Source organism: Bacillus sp. NSP9.1, from assembly GCF_000465465.2.
In the GTDB taxonomy this organism is placed as follows: Bacteria; Bacillota; Bacilli; order Bacillales; family Bacillaceae; genus Bacillus; species Bacillus sonorensis_A.
On sequence record NZ_CP048273.1, the window covers coordinates 3,447,492 to 3,473,105 of the forward strand.

At 46.1% G+C, this 25,614-nt stretch carries 27 protein-coding genes; 5 read left to right on the forward strand and 22 right to left on the reverse strand.

Annotated elements, in window-relative coordinates; genetic code table 11:
- Nucleotides 1-74 precede the first annotated feature (74 nt).
- Nucleotides 75-3,422 carry a DNA polymerase III subunit alpha gene (gene dnaE, locus M654_RS17960; protein ID WP_026588237.1) on the reverse strand — a complete coding sequence of 1,116 codons (3,348 nt, stop codon included), beginning with the start codon at nt 3,420-3,422 and terminating at the stop codon, nt 75-77.
- Nucleotides 3,423-3,560: 138 nt separating this feature from the next.
- Here dnaE and M654_RS17965 point away from each other — a divergent pair, with 138 nt between their 5' ends.
- From M654_RS17965 to M654_RS17975, 3 genes are all read left to right on the forward strand, one after another.
- A complete protein-coding gene (locus M654_RS17965; RefSeq protein WP_026588238.1) occupies nt 3,561-3,902 on the forward strand; it encodes a sporulation membrane protein YtrH in 342 nt (113 codons plus the stop codon).
- A complete protein-coding gene (ytrI, locus tag M654_RS17970) occupies nt 3,899-4,402 on the forward strand; it encodes a sporulation membrane protein YtrI (protein WP_026588239.1) in 504 nt (167 codons plus the stop codon). The genes M654_RS17965 and ytrI overlap by 4 nt, the downstream gene beginning before the upstream one ends.
- A 107-nt stretch (nt 4,403-4,509) precedes the next feature.
- Nucleotides 4,510-4,689: a YtzJ family protein gene (locus M654_RS17975; RefSeq protein ID WP_026588240.1), complete on the forward strand. Its 180-nt coding sequence runs from the start codon at nt 4,510-4,512 to the stop codon at nt 4,687-4,689.
- 112 nt (nt 4,690-4,801) lie between these two features.
- On the opposite strand, the gene M654_RS17980 is transcribed toward M654_RS17975, so the two are convergent.
- Nucleotides 4,802-5,746, reverse strand: coding sequence for a DHH family phosphoesterase (locus M654_RS17980; RefSeq protein ID WP_026588241.1), 945 nt, complete (start codon nt 5,744-5,746; stop codon nt 4,802-4,804).
- Between the two features lie 145 nt (nt 5,747-5,891).
- On the opposite strand from M654_RS17980, the gene M654_RS17985 reads away from it, so the two are divergent.
- On the forward strand, nt 5,892-6,194 hold the full coding sequence (locus M654_RS17985) for a YtpI family protein (RefSeq protein ID WP_026588242.1): 303 nt from the start codon (nt 5,892-5,894) through the stop codon (nt 6,192-6,194).
- Between the two features lie 27 nt (nt 6,195-6,221).
- On the opposite strand, the gene M654_RS17990 is transcribed toward M654_RS17985, so the two are convergent.
- The 16 genes from M654_RS17990 to sppA all read right to left on the reverse strand — a co-directional run bounded on the left by M654_RS17990 (nt 6,222) and on the right by sppA (nt 20,009).
- Nucleotides 6,222-7,544: a CBS domain-containing protein gene (locus tag M654_RS17990; RefSeq protein WP_026588243.1), complete on the reverse strand. Its 1,323-nt coding sequence runs from the start codon at nt 7,542-7,544 to the stop codon at nt 6,222-6,224.
- An 84-nt stretch (nt 7,545-7,628) separates the two neighbouring features.
- On the reverse strand, nt 7,629-8,192 hold the full coding sequence (locus tag M654_RS17995) for a PadR family transcriptional regulator (protein ID WP_026588244.1): 564 nt from the start codon (nt 8,190-8,192) through the stop codon (nt 7,629-7,631).
- A gap of 136 nt (nt 8,193-8,328) precedes the next feature.
- Nucleotides 8,329-8,601: a CPCC family cysteine-rich protein gene (locus M654_RS18000; RefSeq protein WP_026588245.1), complete on the reverse strand. Its 273-nt coding sequence runs from the start codon at nt 8,599-8,601 to the stop codon at nt 8,329-8,331.
- 198 nt (nt 8,602-8,799) lie between these two features.
- Nucleotides 8,800-9,486 carry a metal-dependent hydrolase gene (locus M654_RS18005; protein ID WP_026588246.1) on the reverse strand — a complete coding sequence of 229 codons (687 nt, stop codon included), beginning with the start codon at nt 9,484-9,486 and terminating at the stop codon, nt 8,800-8,802.
- Between the two features lie 34 nt (nt 9,487-9,520).
- Complete coding sequence (locus M654_RS18010) at nt 9,521-10,282, reverse strand: SDR family oxidoreductase (RefSeq protein ID WP_026588247.1); 762 nt, start codon at nt 10,280-10,282, stop codon at nt 9,521-9,523.
- Nucleotides 10,283-10,469: 187 nt separating this feature from the next.
- Nucleotides 10,470-10,613, reverse strand: a complete 144-nt coding sequence (locus tag M654_RS23630; RefSeq protein ID WP_179115701.1) for a hypothetical protein — start codon at nt 10,611-10,613, stop codon at nt 10,470-10,472.
- 77 nt (nt 10,614-10,690) lie between these two features.
- Nucleotides 10,691-12,070, reverse strand: coding sequence for an argininosuccinate lyase (gene argH, locus M654_RS18015; protein WP_026588248.1), 1,380 nt, complete (start codon nt 12,068-12,070; stop codon nt 10,691-10,693).
- Complete coding sequence (locus tag M654_RS18020; RefSeq protein ID WP_026588249.1) at nt 12,067-13,278, reverse strand: argininosuccinate synthase; 1,212 nt, start codon at nt 13,276-13,278, stop codon at nt 12,067-12,069. The genes argH and M654_RS18020 overlap by 4 nt, the downstream gene beginning before the upstream one ends.
- 184 nt (nt 13,279-13,462) lie before the next feature.
- Entirely contained in the window at nt 13,463-13,993 is a 531-nt protein-coding gene (locus tag M654_RS18025) for a MogA/MoaB family molybdenum cofactor biosynthesis protein (protein WP_026588250.1), read from the reverse strand.
- A gap of 95 nt (nt 13,994-14,088) precedes the next feature.
- Nucleotides 14,089-15,276, reverse strand: coding sequence for an acetate kinase (locus M654_RS18030; RefSeq protein WP_026588251.1), 1,188 nt, complete (start codon nt 15,274-15,276; stop codon nt 14,089-14,091).
- A gap of 227 nt (nt 15,277-15,503) precedes the next feature.
- Complete coding sequence (locus M654_RS18035) at nt 15,504-16,490, reverse strand: class I SAM-dependent methyltransferase (protein ID WP_026588252.1); 987 nt, start codon at nt 16,488-16,490, stop codon at nt 15,504-15,506.
- Nucleotides 16,491-16,572: 82 nt separating this feature from the next.
- Entirely contained in the window at nt 16,573-17,076 is a 504-nt protein-coding gene (gene tpx, locus M654_RS18040; RefSeq protein ID WP_026588253.1) for a thiol peroxidase, read from the reverse strand.
- 131 nt (nt 17,077-17,207) lie between these two features.
- Complete coding sequence (gene ytfJ, locus M654_RS18045; protein WP_026588254.1) at nt 17,208-17,663, reverse strand: GerW family sporulation protein; 456 nt, start codon at nt 17,661-17,663, stop codon at nt 17,208-17,210.
- Between the two features lie 12 nt (nt 17,664-17,675).
- Nucleotides 17,676-18,359, reverse strand: coding sequence for a DUF2953 domain-containing protein (locus tag M654_RS18050; RefSeq protein ID WP_026588255.1), 684 nt, complete (start codon nt 18,357-18,359; stop codon nt 17,676-17,678).
- Between the two features lie 85 nt (nt 18,360-18,444).
- Nucleotides 18,445-18,987: an RDD family protein gene (locus M654_RS18055; protein WP_026588256.1), complete on the reverse strand. Its 543-nt coding sequence runs from the start codon at nt 18,985-18,987 to the stop codon at nt 18,445-18,447.
- Between the two features lie 14 nt (nt 18,988-19,001).
- Nucleotides 19,002-20,009: a signal peptide peptidase SppA gene (sppA, locus tag M654_RS18060; protein ID WP_026588257.1), complete on the reverse strand. Its 1,008-nt coding sequence runs from the start codon at nt 20,007-20,009 to the stop codon at nt 19,002-19,004.
- A gap of 191 nt (nt 20,010-20,200) precedes the next feature.
- Between sppA and M654_RS18065 the strand changes: the two genes are divergently transcribed.
- Nucleotides 20,201-21,001, forward strand: a complete 801-nt coding sequence (locus tag M654_RS18065) for an NAD kinase (protein ID WP_026588258.1) — start codon at nt 20,201-20,203, stop codon at nt 20,999-21,001.
- Nucleotides 21,002-21,049: 48 nt separating this feature from the next.
- Here the strand turns inward: M654_RS18065 and M654_RS18070 are convergent, their stop codons facing one another.
- The 4 genes from M654_RS18070 to mbcS all read right to left on the reverse strand — a co-directional run bounded on the left by M654_RS18070 (nt 21,050) and on the right by mbcS (nt 25,490).
- The gene (locus M654_RS18070) at nt 21,050-21,685 is read right to left on the reverse strand and encodes an HlyD family secretion protein (protein WP_026588259.1); all 636 of its coding nucleotides are present in this window, start codon (nt 21,683-21,685) and stop codon (nt 21,050-21,052) included.
- Nucleotides 21,686-21,687: 2 nt separating this feature from the next.
- Complete coding sequence (locus tag M654_RS18075) at nt 21,688-23,310, reverse strand: MFS transporter (RefSeq protein WP_026588260.1); 1,623 nt, start codon at nt 23,308-23,310, stop codon at nt 21,688-21,690.
- Nucleotides 23,311-23,448: 138 nt separating this feature from the next.
- Nucleotides 23,449-23,877 carry a MarR family winged helix-turn-helix transcriptional regulator gene (locus tag M654_RS18080; protein ID WP_026588261.1) on the reverse strand — a complete coding sequence of 143 codons (429 nt, stop codon included), beginning with the start codon at nt 23,875-23,877 and terminating at the stop codon, nt 23,449-23,451.
- A 23-nt stretch (nt 23,878-23,900) separates the two neighbouring features.
- A complete protein-coding gene (gene mbcS, locus M654_RS18085) occupies nt 23,901-25,490 on the reverse strand; it encodes an acyl-CoA synthetase MbcS (RefSeq protein ID WP_026588262.1) in 1,590 nt (529 codons plus the stop codon).
- Between the last annotated feature and the right edge of the window lie 124 nt (nt 25,491-25,614).

A 25,614-nucleotide genomic window follows, 5' to 3' on the forward strand; every position in this document is an offset into this window, starting at 1 on the left:
AAACGAGCAATAGAATCTTAAAAATGATAACACAATTCCCGCATTTTTTTAATCGAATATGCTCATATCGGCTGCTATCTGAGCACAACATTTCTTTCGCCGACGACGCTTTTCAGCCTGTAAAGCACGGCGTGATCGGCCGTTATGCTGTACGCCTCGGGAAGCTTCATCGTTTGTTTTTTCTTTTCGTAGTAGATGCAGACCGGTGTACCGCCTTTGTGCTCAAGCAAAATGCTGCTGATTTTTTCAAGGATTTCTTGGTTATGCTGATTTTCCTCCACTTTGATATAAACGGAAGGCTGCCTTTTGGTGTGCAGCGATTCAAGCAGGGAAACTGAGGCGACAATCAGCTGGCGCTTTTCGTTTCTTGTCTCGATGCGCCCCTCCGCAAAAACCTGCGCCCCCTCTTCCAATATCGGCGAAAGCTGTCTGAACTGCTCTGGAAAAACGACCGCTTCCATTTCCCCGCTTTCATCGCTCAATTCAAGAAAAGCCATCGTCTGTCCCGTTTTTGTCCGGATCGTTTTCATTTTGGTTAAAAGCGCGCCGAGCGCGGCTTTTTTCTGATCTGAGGCGAGAAGCTGAATGATCGGATGCGCCCCCGCCTCAGCCAATCGCTCGCGATGAACGGAAAGCGGATGGTTTGAGAAGTAGATGCCGAGCGTTTCTTTTTCGCGGGCAAGCAGGTCGACGAGCGGCATTTCTTCCGCTTCTGCATATTTCGGCTTGATGGTCAAGCCTTCATCAAGGAAGAAGCCGAGCTGGTCATTGTCCCCGGCAAATAATTCAGCATGCTCCAATGCGATGTCTATCGAAGCCAGCAATGTGGCGCGGTTTTCGCCGAATTCATCCATTGCCCCGGCGAATATTAACGCTTCGATCGTTTTCCTGTTCACGCTTTTCACAGAGGTCCTGACGCAGAAATCGAACAGGTCGGAAAATGGCTTTTCCCTTCTCGCTCTGTAAATGTCTTTCACCGCGGAAATGCCGACGCCTTTCACTGCTCTCAGGCTATAGCGGAGCGCGCCGTTTTCAACAGTGAACGGGTAGCCGCTTTTGTTGATCGAAGGCCCCAAAACGTTCAACCCTTTGCCTTTTGCTTCATAGATGTACTGGGCAAGCTTCTCCTCATTGCCAATCGCGCTCGTCAAAAGCCCGCACATAAAATACAGGGGAAAATGAGCTTTTAAATAGGCGAGCTGATAGCCGATCATGCTGTAGGCAACCGCATGGCTGCGGTTAAAACCGTAATTGGCAAATTTCACAATCAGATCGTATACCTCATTTGCTGATTGAGCGGAATATCCTTTTTTCAAACACCCATTAATAAAATGATTTCTCTCTGTATCAAGGATTTCCTTGTTTTTTTTGCCGACGGCTCTTCTGAGAAGGTCGGCTTCCCCCAGTCTGAAGCCCGCCATTTTTGATGCAATCATCATGATCTGCTCCTGATAGACAATGACTCCGTACGTGTCTTTTAAAATGTCCTTCAGATCTTCGTGCGGGTAAAATACCGGAGATTGGCCGTGCTTTCTCTTGATGTACAGCGGAATATTTTCCATCGGTCCGGGGCGGTACAGGGCGTTGACGGCGACAATATCCTCAAGGCTAGTCGGCTTCAGCCTTTTTAAGACATTTCTCATGCCGGCTGATTCGAGCTGAAAAATACCCGTTGTATCCCCTGCCGACAACAGTTGAAACGTTTGCTCATCGCGATAGGAAATATCCGAGAGATCAATCTTGATCCGTTCCTTTTTTTCAATCAGCGCCTTGATCGACTCGATGAGCGTCAAGTTGCGCAGGCCGAGAAAATCCATTTTCAAAAGTCCCAAATCTTCCAGATAGCTCATGGAATACTGTGTTAAATATACGCCGTCATGGCCCTCCTGTATCGGTATTACATTGGTCAGGGGCTCTTCGCTTAAGACGACCCCTGCCGCGTGAATCGATGTATGGCGCGGCAAACCTTCGATTTTTTGGGCCGTTTTAAATATCTCCTGCAGCTTTTTTGATTCTTTGAGTCGTTTGCCGAGCTCTGAAGAATGTTCCAGGGCTTCTTTTAATGTGACTCCCGGCTTGGAAGGAATCAGCTTCGCCAGCTGATCGGCTTCCTTCGGGCTGATGCCCATCACCCGTCCGACGTCTCTTAGCGCCGCTTTGGCGGCCAGTGTTCCAAATGTAATAATCTGGGCAACATGCATGTCGCCGTATTTATTTTTGACGTACTGAATGACTTCATCCCTTCGCGTATCCGGAAAATCGATATCTATATCAGGCATGCTGATCCGCTCGGGATTTAAAAACCGCTCGAACAGCAGCTTATGTTTGATCGGGTCCACATCTGTGATAAACAGCGTATAGGCGACAAGAGAACCGGCCGCAGATCCGCGGCCCGGGCCTGTAAAAATTCCGTTTTCGTGCGCAAATTTCATAAAATCCCAAACGATTAAGAAATAGTCGCTGAAGGCCATGTCTCGAATAACGGCAAGCTCATATTCAAGCCGCTCGGCATATTCCTGTGAAGGCGGTTCGGCAAGCCGCTTCCTAAGCCCTTCAAAGCAAAGTTCGGCTAAGTAATCGTCGGGATTCTTCCCGTCCGGCGCCGGATATTTGGGCAGACGCGTCTGGCCGAGGCTCAAATCGACGCGGCATTGCCTTGCGATCTTGATCGTGTTCTCCAATGCGTCGGGCTGGTCCTGATAAATCTCCAGCATTTCAGCTGGCGGTTTTAAATCAAGATGCTGATCGTTCTTCCCCTCCAGGTTTTCTCCGAGTTTTTCCCCCGCTTTAATCGCTTTTAAGCACGTATAGGCTGTGACATCCTCTTTCTCGATGTACCTGACGTCTCCAGAGGCGGCGATCGGAATTCCCGTTTTTGCCGACAGCTCAAGAATGCGTTCAGAAAGGAACGGGTCTGCTTTGTACGGCTGATATGACAAATAAAAGCTGCCTTCGCCAAAGATGGACTGATAGCGGAGCGCGGCCTCTTCGGCCTCTTTTGTCAGACCCTCTTTTAAAAGGGTTTCAACATAGCTTGTCTCACCTGTTGTCAGCGCGATAATGCCTTCATGATAGCTTTTGAGCCATTTTTCCTTGATGCCTGTTTTTGATTTTGACTGTAAAACACTGCTGATTTTCAGCAGATTATTGTATCCGTTATTTGTTTTCGCTAACAGAACGAGCGGATATGAAAGCTGTTCTTTTTCATCTGTCAAAACGGCTGCGGTCAGCCCGATAATCGGCTTGATGCCGCGTTTTTTGCACGCTTTGTAAAACTCCACCGCTCCGTACATGACCTCATCATCCGTCAAGGCCAGTGCGCTGTAACCCATCTCTTTCGCCTTGGCCGTGAGATCCTCTACAGATGCGGCGCTGTTTAACAAGCTGTAGCCGCTATGTACTTGCAGGTGAACAAAAGGCATTCTGTCACCCCTTCCTTTTTCGAGCCATCTCTTTTCATTATAAGATGTGAGTGAATGAGAAACAAATGTTCTTTCTTGTCTTTTCGATCATACTTGTCTCGCTTTGTCCATATCATGTTAAAAGGTGAGGTGATCGAAATGGACCCTGAACAGCCCTTTTTGCCAAACTTTATCAGTTCTTATTTTATTGCGCTCGGCGTTCTTCTCGGCGGTGCATTGATCGGCGGCATCGGCGCTTACCTGTCGGGGCAGCCGCCTTTGTCGATTATTACAAGTCTTGCCAACCGACTGAAGATCTGGGCACTGGTCGCCGCCATCGGCGGTACATTCGATGCCGTTTACAGCTTTGAAAGAGGCATCATTGAAGGCAATACAAGAGACATCGTAAAACAGCTTCTCCTGATCCTTTCGGCGATGGGAGGAGCGCAGACAGGGTTTTTGATCATCAATTGGCTCACACAGGAGCATATCTCCTCATGAGAATTCCTCCTTACTATAAAAAGCCGGGATGGCAGCGTTTTTTTGCCGGAATGATGTGCGGAGCCATCGTCAGCTGGCTCGTTTTTCTGTTTACGTACGGCACCTTTCAGGAAAAGCAGGTCGTGATGATTCGTGAGCAGAAGGAGCGCATCGAAGACTTGAATGACCAGATCACCATTTACCGGGAGGATCTCCATAAACTGAATGAAGACAATAAAAGAAGACTGTTGATTCAAAGCGTGGACGTCAAGCTGATCAACGGGAAACAATACAAGCTGTCACAGCCTGACATGATGAATTTTGAAGAGCACATTCGCGATGATATTTCAGATGTCATTACAAAGGATATCGAAAGTGTTTACCGGACAAAAGAGCTTTTAAAGCGCACGATTGAAAACAAGGAATATACGATTAACGATAAAACCTACAAAGCCAAAGTGACTGAATTGACGATCTATACGAGGCTTTCTGTGGAAATTAAAATATCTTTTTCAGAATGAAAATATGGATTTTTTTTAACTATTTAAAGACATTCGTCGCTTTTTTCCATATTTTATTTTAAACTGACAGTAAGCGATACGAAAGCTAAAAAAGGGAGGAAGGCAGAATGTACATTTACAGTTACCATCAGCTGGCAAGAGATAAAGTCAACCGGATCAAGCTCGGCTACTCGGCTTATGCGGAAACTGAAAGTCTCGCGTCCCTTATCAAAAAAGAACTGCAAGCGCAAAACATTCATGTCTACGAAGATGTGACAGATCTCGGTTCCTGGTTTATTCCCGAGTAAACCGGAGCGCATGCAGCCCGTGCCGTCCAGGCTTTCTTATCTGACGGCGTATCAATAACGCAAAAATTGCAAACGCATACAATCATACTGCAAAAAGAGGGGATCCCCCCTCTTATTTGTATTCCGTGCAAATACGCTCCAAATCAGCGATGACCAAATCGGTGTCTTTCCAGTCATAAATGGAAGCCCCTGCTGCAAGCGGATGGCCTCCGCCGTTGTATTTTTTGGCCACTTCATTGACAATCGGCCCCTTTGATCGAAGCCTTACGCGGATTTGATCGCTTTCCTCAACAAAAAACACCCAGGCCTTGATACCGGAAATATTGCCGATCGTGCTGACGAGCTGTGAGGCTTCAGACGGCGTGATATTGAACTGATTCAAAATATCCTTTGTAATAAAAACGGAAGCCACACCGTTTTCCGATAACGAGACATTTTGATAAATGTATCCGTTCAAACGCACAACATTTAATTTCGTCTCATATAATTGATCGAAAAGTTCCTGTGAAGAAAACGGATATTCGATCAGCTCGCCGGCGTATTTTAACGTCTTTTTCGTTGTGTTCGGAAAGAGAAAGCGGCCGGTATCACCGACGATGCCGGCGTAAATCAGTTCTGCTCCTTTCACGGGAAGCTTCCATCCCGCCTCTTCTTTTCCGGTCAAATACAGTTCATAAATCATTTCACTCGTTGAGCTCGCGCTTGTATCCACCCACAAAAGGTCGCCATACTGATCTTCATTCGGGTGATGGTCGATTTTGATCAGCTTGCTGCCCAACTTGTAGCGCTGATCGGAAATTCTCGCTTGATTGGCCGTATCACAAACGATGACGAGTGCATCTTCGTAAACCGAATCTTCAATCTCATCAGGGGTATATAAAAACGACAGCGATGGTTCAGGCGCTCCGACTGCAAAAATATTTTTTTCCGGATACGTTTCCTTCAGGATTTCCGTAAGGCCGCATTGAGATCCGTAGGCATCCGGGTCAGGTCTCACATGTCTATGTATGATGATAGTGTCATATAATGATATGGTTCTGATCAATTCTTTTTTCATGCCGTGCCCCTTCTTTACTTGTTTTTAACCATTAAATCATAATAAGTTGTTGGTGGAAAGTGAAAGTCATGACTTTTTATTGTAGAAAGCGGACCCGTTTATGTATACAATGGGTTTGTAAAACTTACAATGGAGGATGTCGATTATGCCGTTTTTTGTTTTTTTCATTGTGGTTTCAGCCATTTTGTATGTGTTCTACAAAGTAAAATATGTGCGCACAAAAAGGGCGGTTGAAAAGGAATACTTCTCCGCCAAATCGAGTATGAGCTTAGGCCTTTTTATCATGTTTTTCGGGATCAACCAGCTGTTTTTATACAGAGGGGCGCTCACCGCCGTGATCGGCGTCATTTTTGTGTTGACCGGACTCGGAAGCATGTGGGCCGGATATAAAGCTTATAAGCACTATGTCCCTCTCCTCGCCAAAGAAAATGAAAGGGAAAACGCCTGAGAAAAAAGAGGGACATCGGCACGTCCCTTAGCTTCTTTCCATCAGCTGAATCATCATCATCGCTTTGCCGACGAGAGCACCTTGGTGAAAGACTTCTATATCCATTTTTCCGAATTTCCTTCCGGCTTCAAGTATGTTCGGTTTAATTTCAATGACAGACTCCATTTGCACCGGCTTCAAAAAATAAATCGTCATGCTCTCGATGACAAGGTCGCCTTTTTTGTGCGAACGCAAAAAGCGGTTTGCCGCTTCGGTCAGTATAGTCGTAAATACGCCGTAGGAAATCGTCCCCAAATGATTCGTCATTTGCGGTGTAACTTCATATTGATATACAGGTGTGGGCTTGGTCTTGTCGTTTTCCGATTCCTTGAAACCGCCCGTTATGATGTCATCGAGCTTTTCACCGACCTGCGGCTGTTTTTGAATCATTTGCAACGCTTTTAAAACATCCTGTCTGCTGATCATGCCGATCAGCTTTTGGCGTTCATCGACAACAGGAAGCACTTCAATTCCTTCCCAGACCATCATCTGCGCCGCGGAAGCGACAGATGTTTTGCCGACCACCGTAATCGGATTTTTCGTCATGACTTTTTCAATCAGCACAGAGCGGTCATACCCCGCCACATCCTTTGAGGTCAAAATGCCGTGGATTCTCATCTGATCATCAACGACCGGGAAGCGGCCGTGACCCGTTTCAAAGTTTTTTTCATACCATCTTTCCAACTTTTCATGCGGTGATAAGCAGACCGTTTTTTCGAGCGGGGTCAAAATGTCTTCAACAAGCACGACTTCTTTTTTGATGAGCTGATCATAGATCGCCCTGTTGATCATCGCTGCGACGGTAAAGGTGTCATAGCTTGTCGATATAACCGGCAGCTCGAGCTTGTCAGCGAGCTCAATAATTTCCGGCTCCGTGTCAAAGCCGCCTGTTACCAAAACAGCCGCACCCGCTTCCAAGGCCTGGCGGTGCGCATCGAACCGGTTTCCGACAATCAAAAGGTTGCCGGCTCCGGTATATCTCATCATCGCATCAAGCTTCATGGCACCGATGACGAATTTATTGAGCGTTTTATGGAGCCCTGCTTTCCCGCCGAGGACATGCCCGTCAATCACATTGACTACTTCTGCATAGGTCAGCTTTTCAATGTTTTCTTTTTTCTTCTGTTCGATTCTGATCGTTCCGACTCTTTCGATCGTGCTGACATACCCTTTGTTTTCAGCTTCTTTAATCGCTCTGTAAGCCGTCCCTTCACTCACTTTCATCTCTTTGGCAATCCGTCTGACAGAGATTTTTTCGCCGACGGGTAAGGAATCGATATATTTTAAAATCTGTTCATGCTTTGTTGCCACTCGTTTCACCTTCATCCTCTGACTGCTAGATATGATTTTATTATAAATGCTTGGGCGTTTTGACCGCAATCCGGCTCAAGGCATTCAAGCAGGGGGCTCGCCATCCTCCATCAGCTTCAGCGCGTTCTCCAGCCAGGAACAATAACCATTTTCCCGCTCCAGCGCCCTTGTCAAAACCAAGTAATGGCCGAAGTGCGGAGACTGAAAGGAAACCGGATCATCCGCTTCATCTTTCAGCTCTTGAAGCCTTTCTTTTAAAAAGGCGGCTTTTTTCCTTCGTTTCAGAAGCTGGTCGGAAAAAAGGCCTCTGGCTTCATCAAGCTCCATCGAAGAGATAAAATATGCCTTTAGCATAAATTCGTCTTTCACCGTATCGGGGACAGGCTTGTAGGCTGTGAGCCACTCGTGGAGCTCGCGCTTGCCTTCCGGTGTGATGGAGTACATTTTCTTTTCCAATTTCTCCCCTTGAATCACGGTTTGAAATTCAATAAACCCCTCATCTGTCAGCTTTTTCAGCTCGGGATAAATCTGGCTGTGCTTCGCTGACCAAAACTGGCCGAGCTCAGCTTTAAAACGGCTGGTCATATCATAGCCGCTGAGGCTGCCTTTATCAAGCAATCCTAAAATCGCGTACTTCAATACCCTCATCATCATCCTCCAACACTGCTTTAATCGTCTCTCGCTCTATTTTATCATGATTGACATGTTTTGATTGACATATAAGATCAAAAGACCCCATAAATCTCTTCCCGTTGAGGTTCCATGATTCATAAAAATCATGATTTTAATCTTTTTCTAGTGATCTCCAATCAGGGTCTTTTATATCATCCTTATTTGGTTTTCGAACAAATTCAATACATCTTTCTTCACAAGCCCCAAATTCAAGAAAGTTTTTTTGCGCTTGCCTTAATGAAGGAATATTGGCACCGCCGGAAAAATCGGGATCATCGTATTGGACTTCGTCATCTTCCCAAAAACAAACAGCGCAAATGTCAAATGTGCCTGGGGGTTTTTCATCGAGGGTTTTGTAACCACAACATGGACAAGTATATTTCAATTTTCACACCCCCAATTCACATCTATTTTTGCACATTCGTTCTCACCGCACAACAATATTCATACGTAAAAACCTGAAGCGAAATGGATAAAACACTGGGTTCGTTATCAATCAAAATAAAAGCGTGAATTCATTTGCGAATCCACGCTTAAAAGCTTATTGCGATTGATCCCGTTAGAAAATCCGGTGCGGCCAGGTCTATTTTAATTCGATCGAACCGCCGACCTCAAGCACCTTTCCGACGCCGCCCGGCAGGCTGTCTGCAAAGGCGTGCGGATCCTGCTCGATCACAGGGAATGTGGAATAATGGACGGGAACGACTTGTTTCGCCCTGAGCCACTCTGCAGCAAGCTTTGCATCTTCCGGGCCCATCGTAAAATTGTCGCCGATCGGCAAAAATGCGAGATCAATATGATTCAGTTCACCGATAAGCTTCATATCTGAAAAGAGACCGGTATCCCCTGCATGAAAAATCGTCTTCCCTTCAACAGTCAAGAGAATCCCGGCAGGCATTCCCGTATAGACCAGCTTATGGCCGTCTTCTTCGGTATAAGCTGAGCCATGGAAAGCCTGGGTTAATTTCACTTTCCCAAAATCGAACTGATGAGAGCCGCCGATATGCATCGGGTGTACATTCAGCCCCTTCCAGCCGAGATAAACCGCCAGTTCATTCGGAGCTACGACAAGCGCGTTGTTACGCTTGGCGATGTCCACTGTGTCGCCGACATGGTCATTGTGGCCGTGCGTTAGAAGAATCACATCCGCTTTGACGTTTTCAGGCTTTAAATCTGTTAATGTGTTTCCTGTGATAAACGGATCAAATATGATATTATGCTTTCCCGTCTCAACTGAGATCACTGAATGGCCATGGTAAGTCACTTTCATCATATCCACCCCTAATATCTTTTTTAAAAACGGCTTAGAGAGAATGGCGGTTTATCACATTTAAGCCGCCTGTCGCCTCAATCACCGTTCCTGTAATGTAGTCTGAATCTTCGTCACAAAGAAATGCGATGATCCTCGCGATGTCTTCACCCGTTCCCGACCTGCCGATCGGTGTTTCGTTGTCAAGCGAAGCCCTCGCTTCCGAGATCGAGGCTTCCTTCATCTCCCCGACGATGTTGCCCGGGCAGACCATGTTGGCCGTAATGCCCGAGCCCGCTTCCTCGATAGCGATCGTTTTCGTCAATGAAGCAAGTCCGACTTTCGCCGCTCCAAAAGCGGAGCGGTGCAGCCAGCCGGGCGCGTGATCTGCTCCCTGAAATCCGTAGGTGATAATACGGCCGAACTTGCGGCTTCTCATGCTTGGAATGACCGCTTTAAACAGATGGAAGACAGCGCTTAGATTGCCTTCAAGCATGTTATACCATTCATCATCAGTATAATCCGCCAGCTTTTTCCGTTCAAATATGTATGGGCCGGCATTATTAATCAGCAGGTCGATTTTTCCAAACCGCTCGAGAGCAGCGTTCACCATGTGAAGCAAATCTTCCTTTTTCGTGACATCTCCCTTTACAAACTGCAGACGGTCGAGGCATGACCGCCATTCTCTTTTGAGGCGGCTGACGGCTTCTTCATCCTGCCTGTAATTGACCGTCACTGAATACCCTTTCTCCAAGAGCGCTTCGGTCACTTTACGCCCCAAACCTTTTGAGCCGGCTGTAATTAACGCATGGCGCACATCATTTCCCCCCAAGCATTGGTTCTCGGAATTCTCCATCATTGGCATGATATTCTTTTCTACTTATACTTTACTACAAAACCATGAGGATATCACATGTAGAGCATCGGCATTTTTCAAAAATGCCGCCATTAAAAAAAGCTGAAGCCGTCGATTGTTCAATCGGGCTTCAGCCTGCGCCGGCTTTTTATTGTTTGTCTTGATCTAAAAGCGGCTGTTCGTCATCATGAGCTACAAATCCGCTGAAATAGGCATCAGAAATTTGCTGGACGGTTTCTTTCTCGCCATCGGCATCAAACAAATATGCCGATTGTAACTGATCCTTTTTCATTCCTACACCCCACTTTTTCGATTCACAGCTTTATTTTGCCTTTGATCAGCATAGTTATGAATCGAAATCGGGTCATGTTAAAAATTGTTTAAAGATTGTTTTGCTTTTTGGATCGCTTCCGCCACTTTTTTAAATCCGGTTCCGCCTTCGCTCATTCTTTTCTCAACCGCATGATGGGGGTCAAGCACGATGTAAACATCTTCCTCAAAAAGCCCGCTCGCCTTTTTGAATTCTTCCATCGGCAGACCCTTCAGGAAAATGCCTTTCTCAATACAAGTATAGACAAGCTTGCCGACGACCTCATGCGCTTCTCTGAACGGCATTCCCTTTTTCGCCAGATAATCGGCAAGCTCTGTTGCATTTGAAAAGTCCTGTTCCGTCGCTTTTTTCATCATGCTTTTGTTGACCGTCATCGTTTGAATCATGCCGGCAAAGATCTCAAGGCTTCCTTCCACCGTTTGAACCGTATCAAACATGCCTTCCTTATCTTCCTGCAAATCTTTATTGTAAGCCAGCGGAAGACCTTTCATGATCGTCAGAAGCCCAAGAAGATCGCCGTATACCCGCCCGGTTTTTCCGCGGATGAGCTCAGCCATGTCGGGATTTTTTTTCTGCGGCATCATGCTGCTGCCTGTCGCATATGTGTCGTCAAGTTCGATAAACTTAAATTCCTGTGAGCACCAAAGGATGATTTCTTCGGAAAATCGCGACAAATGCATCATCAAAATGCTGCTTGCACTTAAAAACTCAAGGATGAAATCCCTGTCGCTGACCCCGTCAAGACTGTTTTCATAAATCGAATCAAAGCCGAGCAGTTCGGCCGAATATTCACGGTCAATCGGAAATGTCGTCCCTGCAAGGGCTCCGCAGCCCAGCGGCGATTTATTGATCCGTTTTAACGAGTCATTGTAGCGTTCTTTATCACGCTCAAGCATCCAAAAGTATGCTAAAAGGTGATGGGCGAAAGAAATCGGCTGAGCCCGCTGCAGATGCGTATAGCCGGGAAGAACCGTCTCCACATGTTCCTCCGCCTTCTCGACAAGCACACTTTGAAAGGCGGCAATCAGCTCGATGATATGCTCTGTATGCTGTTTTAAATACAGATGCATATCGGTCGCAACCTGGTCGTTTCGGCTTCTGGCCGTGTGAAGCTTTCCGCCGAGCGGTCCGATTTCATCGATGAGCATTTTTTCAAGATTTAAATGAATGTCTTCATAATCAACCGAAAAATCGAGTTCGTTTTTTTCCGCTTTATTTAAAAGAGATGTCAGACCTTCTTTTATTTTGGACGCTTCAGCTTCGGTTAAAATGCCGCATTTTTCAAGCATGGAAGCATGCGCGAGAGACCCGGCGATATCTTCTTTTACAAGCGCTTTGTCAAAGTGGATCGAGGCCCCGAACTCATCGACCCATTTTTCCGGTGTTTTTTGGAACCGGCCTCCCCAAAGCTTTTTCATGCTTTAATCTGCTCCTTTTTTTTGACGATGCTGTTTACTTTTGTCGGAAGTCCCCACAGTTCGATAAAACCGACTGCCGCATGATGGTCAAAAGCATCATCTTTCGTATATGTCGCCAGTTTTTCATCATAGAGAGAGTACTCGGAATGACGGCCTTCAACGATGGCATGGCCTTTAAACAGCTTGACGCGGACGACGCCTGTGACATGCTGCTGCGTTTCTTTCAGGAAAGCGAAAAGGGCATCTTTCAAAGGAGAAAACCACAGTCCGTTATAAATCACTTCCGCCATTTTTTGCTCGATCAATGGCTTAAAGTGCGCCACTTCTTTCACCAATGTCAAATCTTCCAGCTCCTTGTGCGCTTTGATCAAAGTCATCGCGCCCGGACATTCATAGACTTCACGGGACTTGATGCCGACAAGGCGGTTCTCCACATGGTCGATACGTCCCACGCCATGCTCGCCTGCCAGTTCATTCAGCTTCAAAATCAAGTCTGACAGGGAATACGGAACACCGTCGATTGATACCGGAATTCCTTGTTCAAAAGCAATTTCGATCACTTCAGGCGAATCAGGGGTTTTTTCAAGCGGCTTCGTCAAATCATACGCTCCTTCAGGAGGCGCTGCCCATGGATCTTCAAGAACGCCGCATTCATTGCTTCTGCCCCACAGGTTCTGGTCGATTGAATATGGGCTGTCAAGATTGATCGGAATCGGAATACCGTGTTTTTCTGCATATGCGATCTCTTCGTCGCGGGACCACTTCCATTCGCGGACGGGCGCAAGAACTTCCAGATCCGGATTCAACGATTTAATGGACACTTCAAAACGGACCTGGTCATTTCCTTTTCCGGTGCAGCCGTGTGCTACGGCTACGGCATTTTCCTTTTCTGCCACTTCAACCAGCTTCTTTGCGATCAGCGGTCTTGAAAGAGCTGAGACAAGCGGGTACTTCCCTTCATACAGCGTATGAGCCTGAAGGGCGATCAGAGCGAAATCCTGTGCAAATTCTTCTTTTGCATCGATGACATAAGAATGAACAGCTCCAACCTGAAGCGCTTTTTGCTGAATGAATGCCAAGTCCTTCCCTTCGCCGACGTCAAGGCAGCAGGCCACCACATCATATCCCTGCTCCTGAAGCCATTTGATCGCGACAGAGGTATCAAGCCCTCCCGAGTATGCTAAAACCACTTTTTTCTTTTGCGTCATTTTGTAAAACTCCTCTCATCTAGGTGCTCTTTTTTGTATAAAAATAAGTTTTGTCTAATAAAAATACATTTAATATGTATACACTTTAACAAGGAAGTCTCGTTTTTTCAACCTTTTTATAAAAAAAACTTCATTCATTTTTAATGAATGAAGTTCAGTTCATATTCAGCCTGTTTTGGTTGCATCAATCGGATTTTGTTGACTGCTTGTCTTTTCTCAGCTCTCTGATGACATGGGCGATTTCAGGAACAATCAGCTTTGACATCGCAAGCTTCACCGCACCGCTTGAACCAGGCGTCGCAAAAACGGCCTTGTTTTGGATAACGCCCGCCGCCGCTCTTGAAAGAATCGCGCTTGCACCGATATCCTCCGTGTAGCTGAGCATGCGGAATATTTCCCCGAAACCCGGAATCTCTTTTGAAAAGAGGGGGACAATCGATTCGATCGTCACATCCCTTGCTGCTATGCCTGTCCCGCCGTTCAGCAAAATCGCATCGATGCGGTCATCAAGGCAGCCTTCAAACACTGCCGCCTGAATGGCTTCTTTTTCGTCTTTGACAATGTCATATGAGATCACTTCATGGCCCGCTTCCTTCAAGAATTCTTTCATCAGCCGCCCGCTTTTATCCGTTTCTTCCGATCTCGTATCACTAACAGTAATGACCTTGCAGAAGACCCGGTCGGGCGCTTCTTTTTTGTGCTGCTCAACACTCATGGATGACGCCTCCTTTTTTGCATTCCTTTTTTATTATAAAGGGAAGCGATGATAAAAAAACAGCCTTCTCTCTAGAGAAGGCTGCCATTTTAAAATTACTGGGCCAATCTTACAACATCTCTTGCAATCATCACTTCTTCATTCGTCGGAATGATGATGACTTTGACAGGAGAATGCGGATAGCTGATAAACGCTTCTTTTCCGCGGACATTATTCAGTGCAGGGTCCCAATATACGCCCATGAACTCCAGTCCGTGAAGAACACGTTCTCTGACTTCAACGCTGTTTTCGCCGATGCCGGCAGTGAAAATGATCGCGTCTACACCGCTCATTCTCGCTGCATAAGAACCGATGTATTTATGAATTCTGCTTGCGAACACTTCGAGCGCTGTTTCCGCACGCTCATTGCCTTCTTTAGCCGCTTCAACGATGTCGCGCAAATCGCTTGAGAAACCGGAAACACCCAAAAGACCGCTCTTTTTGTTGAGCGTGTTCAGGACTTCGTCAGCTGTTTGTCCCGTTTTTTCCATAATGAACGGAATGAGTGCAGGGTCGATGTTTCCTGAACGCGTCCCCATCGCCACACCCGCAAGCGGAGTGAAGCCCATTGATGTATCGATTGATTTGCCGCCTTCAACAGCTGCGATGCTCGCCCCGTTTCCGAGGTGGCAGGAGATCAGGCGAAGTTCTTCAAGCGGACGGCCGAGGAGCTCTGCCGCACGTTCAGTTACATATTTATGCGATGTACCGTGGAAACCGTATTTACGGATCCCGAATTTTTCATAATATTCATATGGCAGACTGTATAAATAAGATTGTTCCGGCATCGTTTGATGGAATGCTGTATCAAAAACGGCCACGGCAGGAACATTTGGAAGAACTTCTTTAAACGCTTTGATTCCGACGATATTGGCCGGGTTATGAAGCGGCGCGAGTTCTGAAATCTCTTCGATCTCATGGATCATTTCATCCGTCAATAAAACGGAGTCGCTGAACTTTTCGCCTCCGTGAACGACGCGGTGGCCGATTCCGTCGATTTCATTTAAATCCTTGATGATGCCGAATGTGGTCAGTTTATCCAGCAGCATTTTTACGGCTACGGAATGATCCGGAATATCAGTTGTTTCACTTTTCTTTTCATCGTTGACAGAAATGGTGAAGATGCCGTTGTCCAGCCCAATTCGTTCAACTAAACCTTTTGTTAATACTTTTTCGCTGGGCATGTCGAACAGTTGAAATTTCAGTGATGAGCTTCCAGCATTGATTGCGATAATTTTGGACATAAAATGACGCTCCTTTTTACCTATAGTCCGGTGACTTTATGTTCGACCCGGATCATAAAAAATATGTATAAAATCGTTCTTAGTAAATTCAAAAAATATCTGCCTTACTCATTTAAACACTAAAGAACAATCCTTTTCAAGTCGAGATCTTGAATGATAGCGTTTTCAATGAGAAATTATTATTTTCTGAAAATAAAAACAGCCAGAGAATACCATCTCTGACTTGCTTAGTTCTTTTCCTGCCGAATCCAATTGTCGAGTTTAGCCGTCATGTTGAGCATCGCTTCTTGATTTGAAAACGACGGGATTTGAGCAAGCAGCACCTGTTTCGGCGCGATCGCCTGTTCCCCGTGCTTTTGCAGGATCAGGATGCTTTTGGCATGCGCCTCATCTTTAAAAATCGATGATGGCAGCTGGAGAACTGCATTAATATGCGCATGATCCTTTAAAAAGGTGCGCAGTTTTTCACTCTGGCTGCTTTCAAACAAATGGTTCGGAATCATGAAAAATAAATATCCGCCCGGCTTTGCGTATGTCAGGCTTTGTTCAATGAACAGATGATGTGAAAAAGAGTGTCCCTCATCGGCTTTCAGCTGGAATGCCGCAGCGCTTTCATCATCCGGATAGTATCCGACAGGAAGATCGCAGAGAACCGTATCGACCGGGTCCATAAAAATGGGCTGCAAGCTGTCCTGGTTAAACAATTCAATTTCTTTTTGCTGAAGGTTGGCCTGAACATACGCGAGCTTGATCAGTACATCGTCAATGTCTGAGCCGAAGGCTTTGCCCGCCTCATGAGAAAGCTGGTTTAAAACGGCAAGCAAAAGGTTGCCGGTGCCGACTGCCGGATCAAAAAGCGTCATCCCTTTTTTGCTCTCCATGAATTTGTTGACAAGATATCCGATAAATAAGCCGATGGTATCCGGCGTCATCTGTCTGTTCGGATGGGGAATTTCCTTCTGGCCTTTCAGTATGGCCAGCTGGAACGCTTTGCGTATCGATTCATGGCTGCATTCAAAAAAGCGGACTTTGCCGATAAGAGCCTCCAGTTTTTGTGCAGCTGCTTCAGACAATCCGCGGTTTGCATCCTCAGAAAAGTACGCCTCGCCAGCCTCTGCCAGAGCCTCTAAGTATGGAATGTCCCGATCGCCGGCAATGATGTTCGCCCCTACGTCAAGCCATTCATATATTGTTTCCACTTGATTGTTCTCCATAATGTCTCTCCTTATTAAAAAATCAGAGTCCATGAAAAGAGCTCCGGGGAGTTGATCACCTGGAGCCCTTTAAACGTTCATTTTACTTCACGAGCGATTTGGCAGCTTCAATCGCTTTTTCATAATCCGGATGATTTGTCGCTTCACTGACATATTCAGTATAGACGACTTTTCCGTTTTCATCTAAAACAAATACAGCGCGGGCAAGCAGCCTTAATTCCTTGATATAAACGCCAAACGCTTCCCCGAATGACATCTCGCGGTGATCTGACAATGTTTCCACATTTTCGATACCGTTTGCCCCGCACCAGCGTGCCTGTGCAAACGGAAGATCTGCACTGATTGTATACACTTTCACTGAACCGAGGCTTGCGGCTTCTTCATTGAAACGGCGGGTCTGTGCATCACATACCCCTGTGTCAATAGATGGGATGACAGAAATAATCGCCGGTTTGCCTTTGATATCTTGAAGTGTCACTTCTTCTAGCGAGTTGGAGAGCACCGTGAAATCTGGAGCCTGGTCTCCGACATGCACCTCTGACCCTACCAGTGTCACAGGGTTTCCTTTAAATGTAATTGAAGCCATCATCATTCCTCCTTCACTTATGTATGACTCTACTATAAAAGAGTTTAGGCCAAACTGCAAAACTTACGTTTAAAAACGAACAGAAAAAAGTTAACTGCATCAGGCAGTTAACTTTGAAGGGTTGCTATTCTTTAAAACGGTGTGTTGTTTTGCTGATTCATCTGTTGTTTTTGCTGGGCGTTTTTCTTAAACATTTGCTGAATCCGTTCAATCGTTTGCGGGGCCGCTTCCAAAATTTTGTCAACGACATGCGTATTTTCATCCAAATGCAGAATTTTGACGCCCGATGAGCCGACAATCAAAAAAGCGATCGGTGTGATTGAGACACCTCCGCCGCTGCCGCCTCCAAACGGAAGCTTCGCTTCCTTCCGCTCGCGCTCTCCGTCGCTTGCTTTTGATTCCGCTGGTTTATTGCCGCTGAACTCGCTTCCTCCCGCTGCAAACCCGAAGCCGACTTTGGAGACGGTTAAAATGACACTGCCGTCAGGTGTTTCTACAGGATCTCCGATAATGGTATTGACATCGATCATTTCTTTTAAATTTTCCATTGCGGTTTTCATCAAACCTTGAATTGGGTGTTCAGCCATATTCATTTCCTCCTATACTGATGAATCATTCTTTGTTGAACCCGACAAATGTTTAGGCAGCTTAAACAAGCCGCGCATTTTCCCTTTCCAATGAATAACGATTCTGAAAGCTGCGGTTATAGCATGTCCAAGGCGAAAATGGAATATACATGTCAGGTGCGTTTTGGAGGACGGCTGGTTAAAAGCAGGGATCACTTCATAATCGGGTTGATGATCAAAGCAAAAAAGCAGATCCAGCACAGCGATCACCCATGCCTTAACAGACCAGGCAGCACCCGTGATTATTCCGGTTAAAGCGGCATCGGAAAATCCGAGTACAGACGTCCATTCCAGTTTTGTCACATGTATTCGCTTCAAAAATCCGCGGACGATCGGCTGAAGATTGATGACCTGTTCGACCAGCTGTTTCATCTGCCTTATTTGGTCCAGCATTTCCCCGTGGCCGACTTTTCTTTTCTTTTGATCTTTTTTTAAGGCTGTTTTCGTCCGTTCTTTCACATCGATCGTCATATCGTCCGGATTGACTTTTATCAGGGGAATTTCCTTTTTGATGTGAAGAAGGCCGAATCCCGTTCGAATCTTAACTGTCAGGCGGTCATCATCAGATGAATGAAGGTATTCAACCGCCACGCGGATTTTCATGATCAAAACCGCTGCCAACAGAAGCAGCGCTCCGGCAATCCATATGTATACCATGATTTCACTTCCTCTTATACTAGGCATTATGGGAAGAAATCCGGCAAAATAAACATGGCGGCTTCAGACAGAAAAAAACCCGGCTTTAAATAGCCGGGTTTTCATCTGCTTTATTTGTTTTCCGATACAATTTTTCATGTACAACTGCTGTATCGGCTATAAAATCGTGGACACCTTGTTTTTTCGGCGAAAACGCCACTACGATATACGTGATATACAGGCTGTTGATGTAGCGGCCGATGAATTCTCTGAAGAGGATAACATCCCATGTCAGCCCCTTTTCCGGAATCAGTGACACAACCTTCAGTCCGAATACCATTTTGCCCAATGTCTGCCTAAAGTACTTTGTCATGACGGCGAAGTAGGCAAAAAACACGATAGCCGTCGTGACCGAGTATAGTGAAAACGTAAATAACCCAGATTCTTTCGGTAGATTGAGCAAGCTGAAAACAGGAGATATCACTAAGCGGTTCAAGCTGCCGACGACAATGCCGTCGAGCAGAAAAGCCCAAAATCTGATCCAAAAACCGGCATAGGCATGCTCCAACAGCGGGGCCGATTGTTGCTCAGAAGCTTCAGCGGGCGGTGTTAATTCATGATGACCTTTTTCATCATAAGTCATATCCATTTTTCGGTCCCCTCCTATTTAGCGTATAAATACATCGCTCTCGGTGCGCCTGCTTGCGAAATCGCTTCTTTAATGTTTAAGAAGTCCACTTCGCTTTTAAAGATTTTGTTGGCGCTCATAGATAAAAGCGATGAGAGGCCTGTTGATTCTTTATAGCTGACAACGGATGCGCCCGCCATGCTTTTATGGTCTTTTTTCATCGCTTTCACCACATCTTCATAGTAGCCGAGTTCATCAACGAGATTGATCTTCTTCGCCTGGCGTCCGTCGTAAACACGGCCGTCGGCGATTTTCTTCACATCGCTTTCCGACATATGGCGTCCGTCAGCGATGACATCTACAAATCCTTCGTATGCATCATCGACCATGCCCTGCATGATTTCCCGTTCTTTTTTCGTCATGTCGCGAGTCGGAGACATGATGTCTTTAAATTCTCCGCTTTTAATCGTTTCGGTTTTCAGTCCGAGTTTTTCCGCAAGTCCGCTGTAGTTCAGGCTTTCCATAATAACCCCGAGAGAGCCTGTGAGCGTATCGGGGGCTGCGTAAATTTTATCGGCTGCCGTTGAAATATAATAGCCGCCTGATGCAGCCATAGACCCCATGGAAACGTAGATCGGCTTTTTCGTTTCCTTTTTGATTTCTTCAAGCTTCTTATGTATCTCAGCGCTTTCGTATACTCCGCCTCCCGGAGAATTGACGCGCAAAATAATCCCTTTTACCGCGGAATCATCCTTTGCTTTTTCAAGCGTTTTTAAGAATGCTCTGTGATTATACCCATCAGACCCGAGCAGGCTTGAAGCACCCCCATTATCGGCGATTGTTCCATTCACTTCAAGCACGGCGATTTTGCTTGATGAGCTGCCTTGTTCAAGCACCGTTTCCTCCTGTGTGTCATTGAGTCCAAACTGCATCTTGCCGTCCTCGCCAAAGCTGTCAAATACAGACAGCACAAGACTTATAACCGCAGAAAACCCGAAAATCCCCAATGCGATTACAAGCGCGATCCATCTTTTAGGATTCATCCTTTGTTCTCCTCCTTTAACATTTAAACGCTGCATGTCTTTGTACGTATATGAAGAGAAAAAGTTCATTATGATATGGCTTCATATACAAGAAATATTTAGGACATGGTAAACTAGGGTCACTGGTCATTTTAACACAATGTGAAATGGCAGAAAAATCTAAACTTCAACAGACAAAGGGGAGAATGTTTGTGACAGACCGCCGGAACATTTATTTCTTTTACAAAAAAAGCGAAGAAACCGACGAACAGTGCAACAATCTGAAACAGCTCGCGGGAGAACACGGATTTCGCGTCGTTCATCATCATGAGGATGCCAATATTATCGCAAGCATCGGCGGTGACGGCACCTTTTTGCAGGCGGTGCGAAAAACGAATTTCAGGGATGACTGCCTTTACGTGGGTATCGCGAAAAAAGGGAAAGCTCATTTATATGCGGATTTTAATATACATGACACCGATAAAATGATTGAAGCGACAAATTCCGAACAAATCGAAGTCAGAAAATATCCGCTGATCGATGTGACAGTCGACGGAACCAACCGTTTTCAGTGCCTGAACGAAGTCTCCATTCGCTCCAGCATCATCAAAACGTTTGTCATGGATGTGTTTATTGATGATCTTCATTTTGAAACATTTCGGGGAGACGGTATGATTGTCTCTACTCCGACGGGCAGCACCGCCTATAATAAATCTGTCGAAGGTGCCGTTGTCGATCCGCTCTTGCCTTGCATACAAGTCACAGAGCTCGCATCGCTCAACAACAACACTTACCGGACGCTGGGGTCTCCGTTTATTTTAAGCGCGGACCGCAAGCTGACATTAAAAATCGTCCAGGACGGCAATGATTATCCGATCATCGGCCTTGATAACGAAGCCTTCAGCACGATGCATGTAAAAGAAGTCGAGGTCAGCCTTTCCGGCAAGGTGATCAAAACGATTAAATTAAAAGACAACTCATTCTGGGAAAAAGTAAAGCGCACTTTCCTTTAATTTTTTTAAAAAAGAGCAAGACTTCCGTCTTGCTCTTTTTGATGAAACTTATAGCGTAATTTTAACTTCTGCATTCATGCCGGGCAGCACTTTGGCGGACGGATTTTGAATCGAGATCTTCACTTGGACTTTTTCGGTGACTTTCGTATAGTCTCCGCTTGTATTGATTTGCGGAAGCATCGAAAATACCGAATTTGTCACATATCCGATCTCCTCGACTTTTCCTTCAAACGTTGCATCAGGGTCTCCATCAACTGTAATCTCCACTTTATCGCCCTTTTCGATGTCGTGCAATTCCGTTTCTTTAATATTGGCTGTAATATAAAGGTCATCCATATCAGCAGTTTGGCCGATGACATCCCCCGCGTTTACGATTTGATGATTGACGGCTGCATGTTTGACCAGTGTTCCGTCGGATAGAGCCTTGACGGATACCGACTGCTGGCCGTCTGATATTTCTCCGAGCTTGTCTCCGTCTGAAATATGATCACCTTCTTTTGCACTCCAGCCGCTTAATTTCCCTGATGCCGGAGCCGTTATTTTTGTCATGTTGGCGGAAACCTCTGCTTCATCTGTCGTGACATAATGTTGATTTTGATAATAGTAATACCCGCATACAGCGATAAGCGTTAAAAGTGCGATAATACCGATCATATTGATGATCACCAAACGTCCTTTACTCATGTTTATCCTATCTCCTTTTGTTGATTTGCTGAAGGCTCAGGCAGATGAAGCCGCTTTTGAACGAGCGATCTTCCCTTTCCGGTCGCCGCCTTTCCAATCGAAGCCGCGAGCATGATCACGCTAAGCCACAGCAGTATGGTAAACAAGTCATGATATGCACCGAGAGCTGAAGCTTTTCTGGCATTCGCAACAACCGTATAGGCCGCCATGTTTTTCGCATCACCGAGAGAGAGCCCGGTGCTGACAAAATGATGAATCATTTTTGACAATTCCAGCTGGATTTCAGGATCAGTCTCGCTGACATGGCCCCTGATCATCTCATAGTGGACGGCATTCTTCATTGAAGCAAACCAGCCGAACACCGGCGCAGCCCAGGCGCCGGCGAAATTGCGGATAAAATGAAGCGAAACCGACCGTTTTGAAGCTTGATGGATATCGCCGGCCAGCGCTGTGCCAAGCGCTCCCGACACCAATACCATACTGACGCCGCTGCCAAGCAAAAAGGCATGAAGATATAACGATTCCATCGGAACACCCGGTTGAACCGATCTCCATTCCAATCCGACGATGATCATTTCCACAGCGCCGACGCAGCCGAGCAATCCGGCGCCAACCTGATCATATAAAAGCGTGCTGAGCACGGCTGTCGCTAAAATCCCCGTGAAAAAACACATATAAAAGCGGGTGAGATTGTCAAAAGAAGCATCTGCAATATTTTCCAAAAATCCGTTTATCCCGGCAAGAGAAACAATGAGTGCAATGTGTGACACAACGGCCATGACTGTCCCGGAAACGGCTTTTGCAGACCACAGCGAACGAAACGGCACAAGCGGATCCGGGGCGCGCAAGTCTGTGATGATAAACAACGTCAAGATGATGAATCCAGCCAAAAAGAACGGCCACACATAAAAAGAGTGAACACCCGTCTTCTGCAAATTGATAAGCGGCACCGCCAACACAATCATGAGTAATGAGAGCATCAATACTCCCGTCTTATCAATCGAATGATGCTCCCGCTCTTCTGCTGTTTGTTTAGGCAAAGAAAAGAAACCGATCACCAGACAAAGGGCAGGCGAACAAATATTTAATATAAACACCCAGCGCCATGCATCCGCGCTCAATGACAGCGAACCAAACACCGCCCCGATGGCAGAGGCGCCGAACAATCCGCTGATGACGAAAAACAAAAACAAGTTGCGGATCTTGTTCGGAAACGAAATCAATTTGACAGGGAGAATCGTCAAAAATAACATCCCGGCGCTCAATCCCTGTATCACCCTTCCGGCGATAAGCGACAGCAAACCTGTTGAAAACGCGTCAATCAGTGAACCAAATAAAAATAAGGTGATGAAGGTCAAGTAGCTGTTCCTAATCCCGAACCTTCTTGAAAATATACGTCCAAGCGGAACACCGAGAGCAAAAGCAAGGTTTGACAAAATGGACGGGATCCGCATATCGTCCGGTGACAGATGCAGTCCATTTTGAATGACGACCCGGCTCAGCGTATAGGAAAGATTGAGAAAGTATTGCGGGCCAATGGCCAATATCGTTAAAACCGAAATGATAAAATATTTCGGAATGCCCATTTTTTTAGACCCTTGAATTGTCGCAGCGGATGGACCCATAAGAGCCCCTCCTTTCATTATATATTTCATAATACAAGTTGTATAATGCAAGTTATATTATACATCCTTCTTTCAATAAATCAACAGGTTTAAAAAAGAAAAAGGCTGGTGATCTTCTGATCAACAGCCTTTAGCCGATTATTTGCTCCACTTTTTAAAATCCCGATTCAGCCTGGTTAAATGAGTTTCCAACGTATTCAGCTCTTCTTTTGTCCAGTCTTGAAGAACTTCGGTGTATACATGATAGCGGGCTCTTTGCACTTTGTTCAGAGTGTCAATGCCTTCTGAAGTCATTTCGACAAGGCTGATCCGGCCGTTTTTAGGATCGGGAAAACGCCTGATGAGCTTTTTCCGTTCCAAAGCGGAAACCTGCCGGCTTGCTGTCGAAAGGTTCAGCATTAAAGTTTCCGCCAGCGAGTTGATGGCAAGAGGACTTTGCTTATCAAGCTCACTCAGCAGCAGATATTCCGAGCGGTCCAGATTTCCAAACCGCGGACTGTAAGCTGTTGTCAGACGGACCAAAAGCGCGATTTCCTTCTCGATGTTCCGGAGTGAGTCACGCCCCAAAGGATATTCCCCCTCTTGTTTGGTTATTCAGCTTTCGTTTTACGGGCGATTTCCCGTTGTCTGAGTTCAAAACGCCTGATCTTCGCTGAAGGCGTTTTCGGCAATTCTTCAATGAATTCAATCTCCCGGGGATATTTATAAGGCGCGGTCATGGCCTTCACATGATTTTGCAATTCTTTTGCGAGGCATTCGTCCCCACGGGACATATCCTTTAAGACAACGTACGCTTTGACGATCGATCCCCTAATGTCATCAGGGCTCCCGACCACCGCACATTCTTTGACCTCCGGATGCTTGATGAGCGCATCTTCGACTTCAAAGGGCCCGATCGTGTAGCCGGAACTGATAATAATGTCATCGCTGCGGCTTTCAAACCAAAAATACCCGTCTTCATCTTTCCGGCCCTTATCCCCGGTGATAAAATAATCCCCTCGTCTTTGGTGTTGCGTTCTTTCCGGATCTTGATAATATTCTTTAAACAAAGCCGGTGTGCTCAAATGCACGGCAATATCCCCCGTTTCATTCGGGGCGCAGACTTTCCCGTCCACGTTCACAATGTCAACGATGTTTCCGGGAGTCGGCTTTCCCATGCTTCCAGGCTTGATTTCCATCCCTTTCAGCACACCGACGAGCAGCGTGCTCTCCGTTTGTCCGTATCCGTCGCGCACATCCACATGAAAATGCTTTTTAAACGTGTCGATGACTTCCCTGTTTAAAGGTTCACCCGCTGAAACCGCGCTATGTACGGATGAAAGATCAAAGGTTGACAAATCATTGACCTTCGCCATAAACCTGTACTCTGTCGGAGTGCAGCACAGCACATTGATTTGATAGCGCTCCATCAGCTCCAAATAGGTTTCCGGATCGAATTTTCCATGATAGACAAATCCTGTCGCACCGCTTCCCAGTACGGCTAAAAAGGGACTCCACACCCATTTTTGCCATCCGGGTCCAGCCGTCGCCCAGACGAGGTCGTTTTCTTCGATCGCAAGCCATGCGGCAGCCGTCGTTCTTAAATGGGCATACGCCCAGCCGTGTGTATGAACGACGCCTTTCGGCTGACCTGTCGTGCCTGATGTATAGGAAATAAATGCAATATCATCCCGGGATGTATCCGCAGCTTGAAATTCCGCTCCGTTTGCTTGGTCCATTTCTTTAGAAAGATCGATCCATCCTTCTTGGCCTTCTCCGACTGAAAATGCCGTCAGCCCGCCGACAGACTCGACTTCCCGGAAAGAATCGGCAAATGACGAATAGACAATTGCCCCCTTTACACCGGCATGTTTGATTCTATATTCCAAGTCTTTTCCCCGAAGCATTTCAGAGCAAGGGATGACCACCATTCCCGCTTTTAAAATCGCCATGTAGACAGCATACGTTTCCAAAACGCGCGGCATCATCACGATCAGCTTGTCGCCTTTTTTCAGTCCCTTCCCCGTTAAAACGCTGCCGATTTTATCCGCATTTTCGATCAGATCATGATAGGTCCACGACAATTTGCGCCCTGCTTCATCTTCCCAAATGAAAGCCGTTTTATTTGAAGAAGCCTTAAACTTTTCAATTTCATCAACCGCATTGTACTTAAGCGGCGCTATCAAATCTTCTCTTCTCAACGCATACACCTCTCATCTTTTGCCGTCTTTCTATTATACATAACCCTTTATGTATTCTGAACCATTTTCCTTTTTTGCCAATATAAAAAGAGTGGGGAAAACCCCACCCATTATCCATTGCTTT

Coding starts and splice junctions, on each gene's coding strand:
- M654_RS18055 (WP_026588256.1), bottom strand. CDS start 18,987: ATGGATATGACTTATGATGAAAAAGGTCATCATGAATTAACACCGCCC.
- ytfJ (WP_026588254.1), bottom strand. CDS start 17,663: ATGGCTGAACACCCAATTCAAGGTTTGATGAAAACCGCAATGGAAAAT.
- M654_RS17980 (WP_026588241.1), bottom strand. CDS start 5,746: ATGAAAAAAGAATTGATCAGAACCATATCATTATATGACACTATCATC.
- M654_RS18070 (WP_026588259.1), bottom strand. CDS start 21,685: ATGAGTAAAGGACGTTTGGTGATCATCAATATGATCGGTATTATCGCA.
- M654_RS17965 (WP_026588238.1), top strand. CDS start 3,561: ATGGACCCTGAACAGCCCTTTTTGCCAAACTTTATCAGTTCTTATTTT.
- sppA (WP_026588257.1), bottom strand. CDS start 20,009: ATGAATCCTAAAAGATGGATCGCGCTTGTAATCGCATTGGGGATTTTC.
- M654_RS18050 (WP_026588255.1), bottom strand. CDS start 18,359: ATGGTATACATATGGATTGCCGGAGCGCTGCTTCTGTTGGCAGCGGTT.
- tpx (WP_026588253.1), bottom strand. CDS start 17,076: ATGGCTTCAATTACATTTAAAGGAAACCCTGTGACACTGGTAGGGTCA.
- M654_RS17985 (WP_026588242.1), top strand. CDS start 5,892: ATGCCGTTTTTTGTTTTTTTCATTGTGGTTTCAGCCATTTTGTATGTG.
- M654_RS17975 (WP_026588240.1), top strand. CDS start 4,510: ATGTACATTTACAGTTACCATCAGCTGGCAAGAGATAAAGTCAACCGG.
- M654_RS23630 (WP_179115701.1), bottom strand. CDS start 10,613: ATGAAAAAGGATCAGTTACAATCGGCATATTTGTTTGATGCCGATGGC.
- M654_RS18030 (WP_026588251.1), bottom strand. CDS start 15,276: ATGTCCAAAATTATCGCAATCAATGCTGGAAGCTCATCACTGAAATTT.
- M654_RS18005 (WP_026588246.1), bottom strand. CDS start 9,486: ATGAAAGTGACTTACCATGGCCATTCAGTGATCTCAGTTGAGACGGGA.
- argH (WP_026588248.1), bottom strand. CDS start 12,070: ATGAAAAAGCTTTGGGGAGGCCGGTTCCAAAAAACACCGGAAAAATGG.
- ytrI (WP_026588239.1), top strand. CDS start 3,899: ATGAGAATTCCTCCTTACTATAAAAAGCCGGGATGGCAGCGTTTTTTT.
- M654_RS17995 (WP_026588244.1), bottom strand. CDS start 8,192: ATGAGGGTATTGAAGTACGCGATTTTAGGATTGCTTGATAAAGGCAGC.
- M654_RS18020 (WP_026588249.1), bottom strand. CDS start 13,278: ATGACGCAAAAGAAAAAAGTGGTTTTAGCATACTCGGGAGGGCTTGAT.
- M654_RS18075 (WP_026588260.1), bottom strand. CDS start 23,310: ATGGGTCCATCCGCTGCGACAATTCAAGGGTCTAAAAAAATGGGCATT.
- dnaE (WP_026588237.1), bottom strand. CDS start 3,422: ATGCCTTTTGTTCACCTGCAAGTACATAGCGGCTACAGCTTGTTAAAC.
- M654_RS18035 (WP_026588252.1), bottom strand. CDS start 16,490: ATGGAGAACAATCAAGTGGAAACAATATATGAATGGCTTGACGTAGGG.
- M654_RS18025 (WP_026588250.1), bottom strand. CDS start 13,993: ATGAGTGTTGAGCAGCACAAAAAAGAAGCGCCCGACCGGGTCTTCTGC.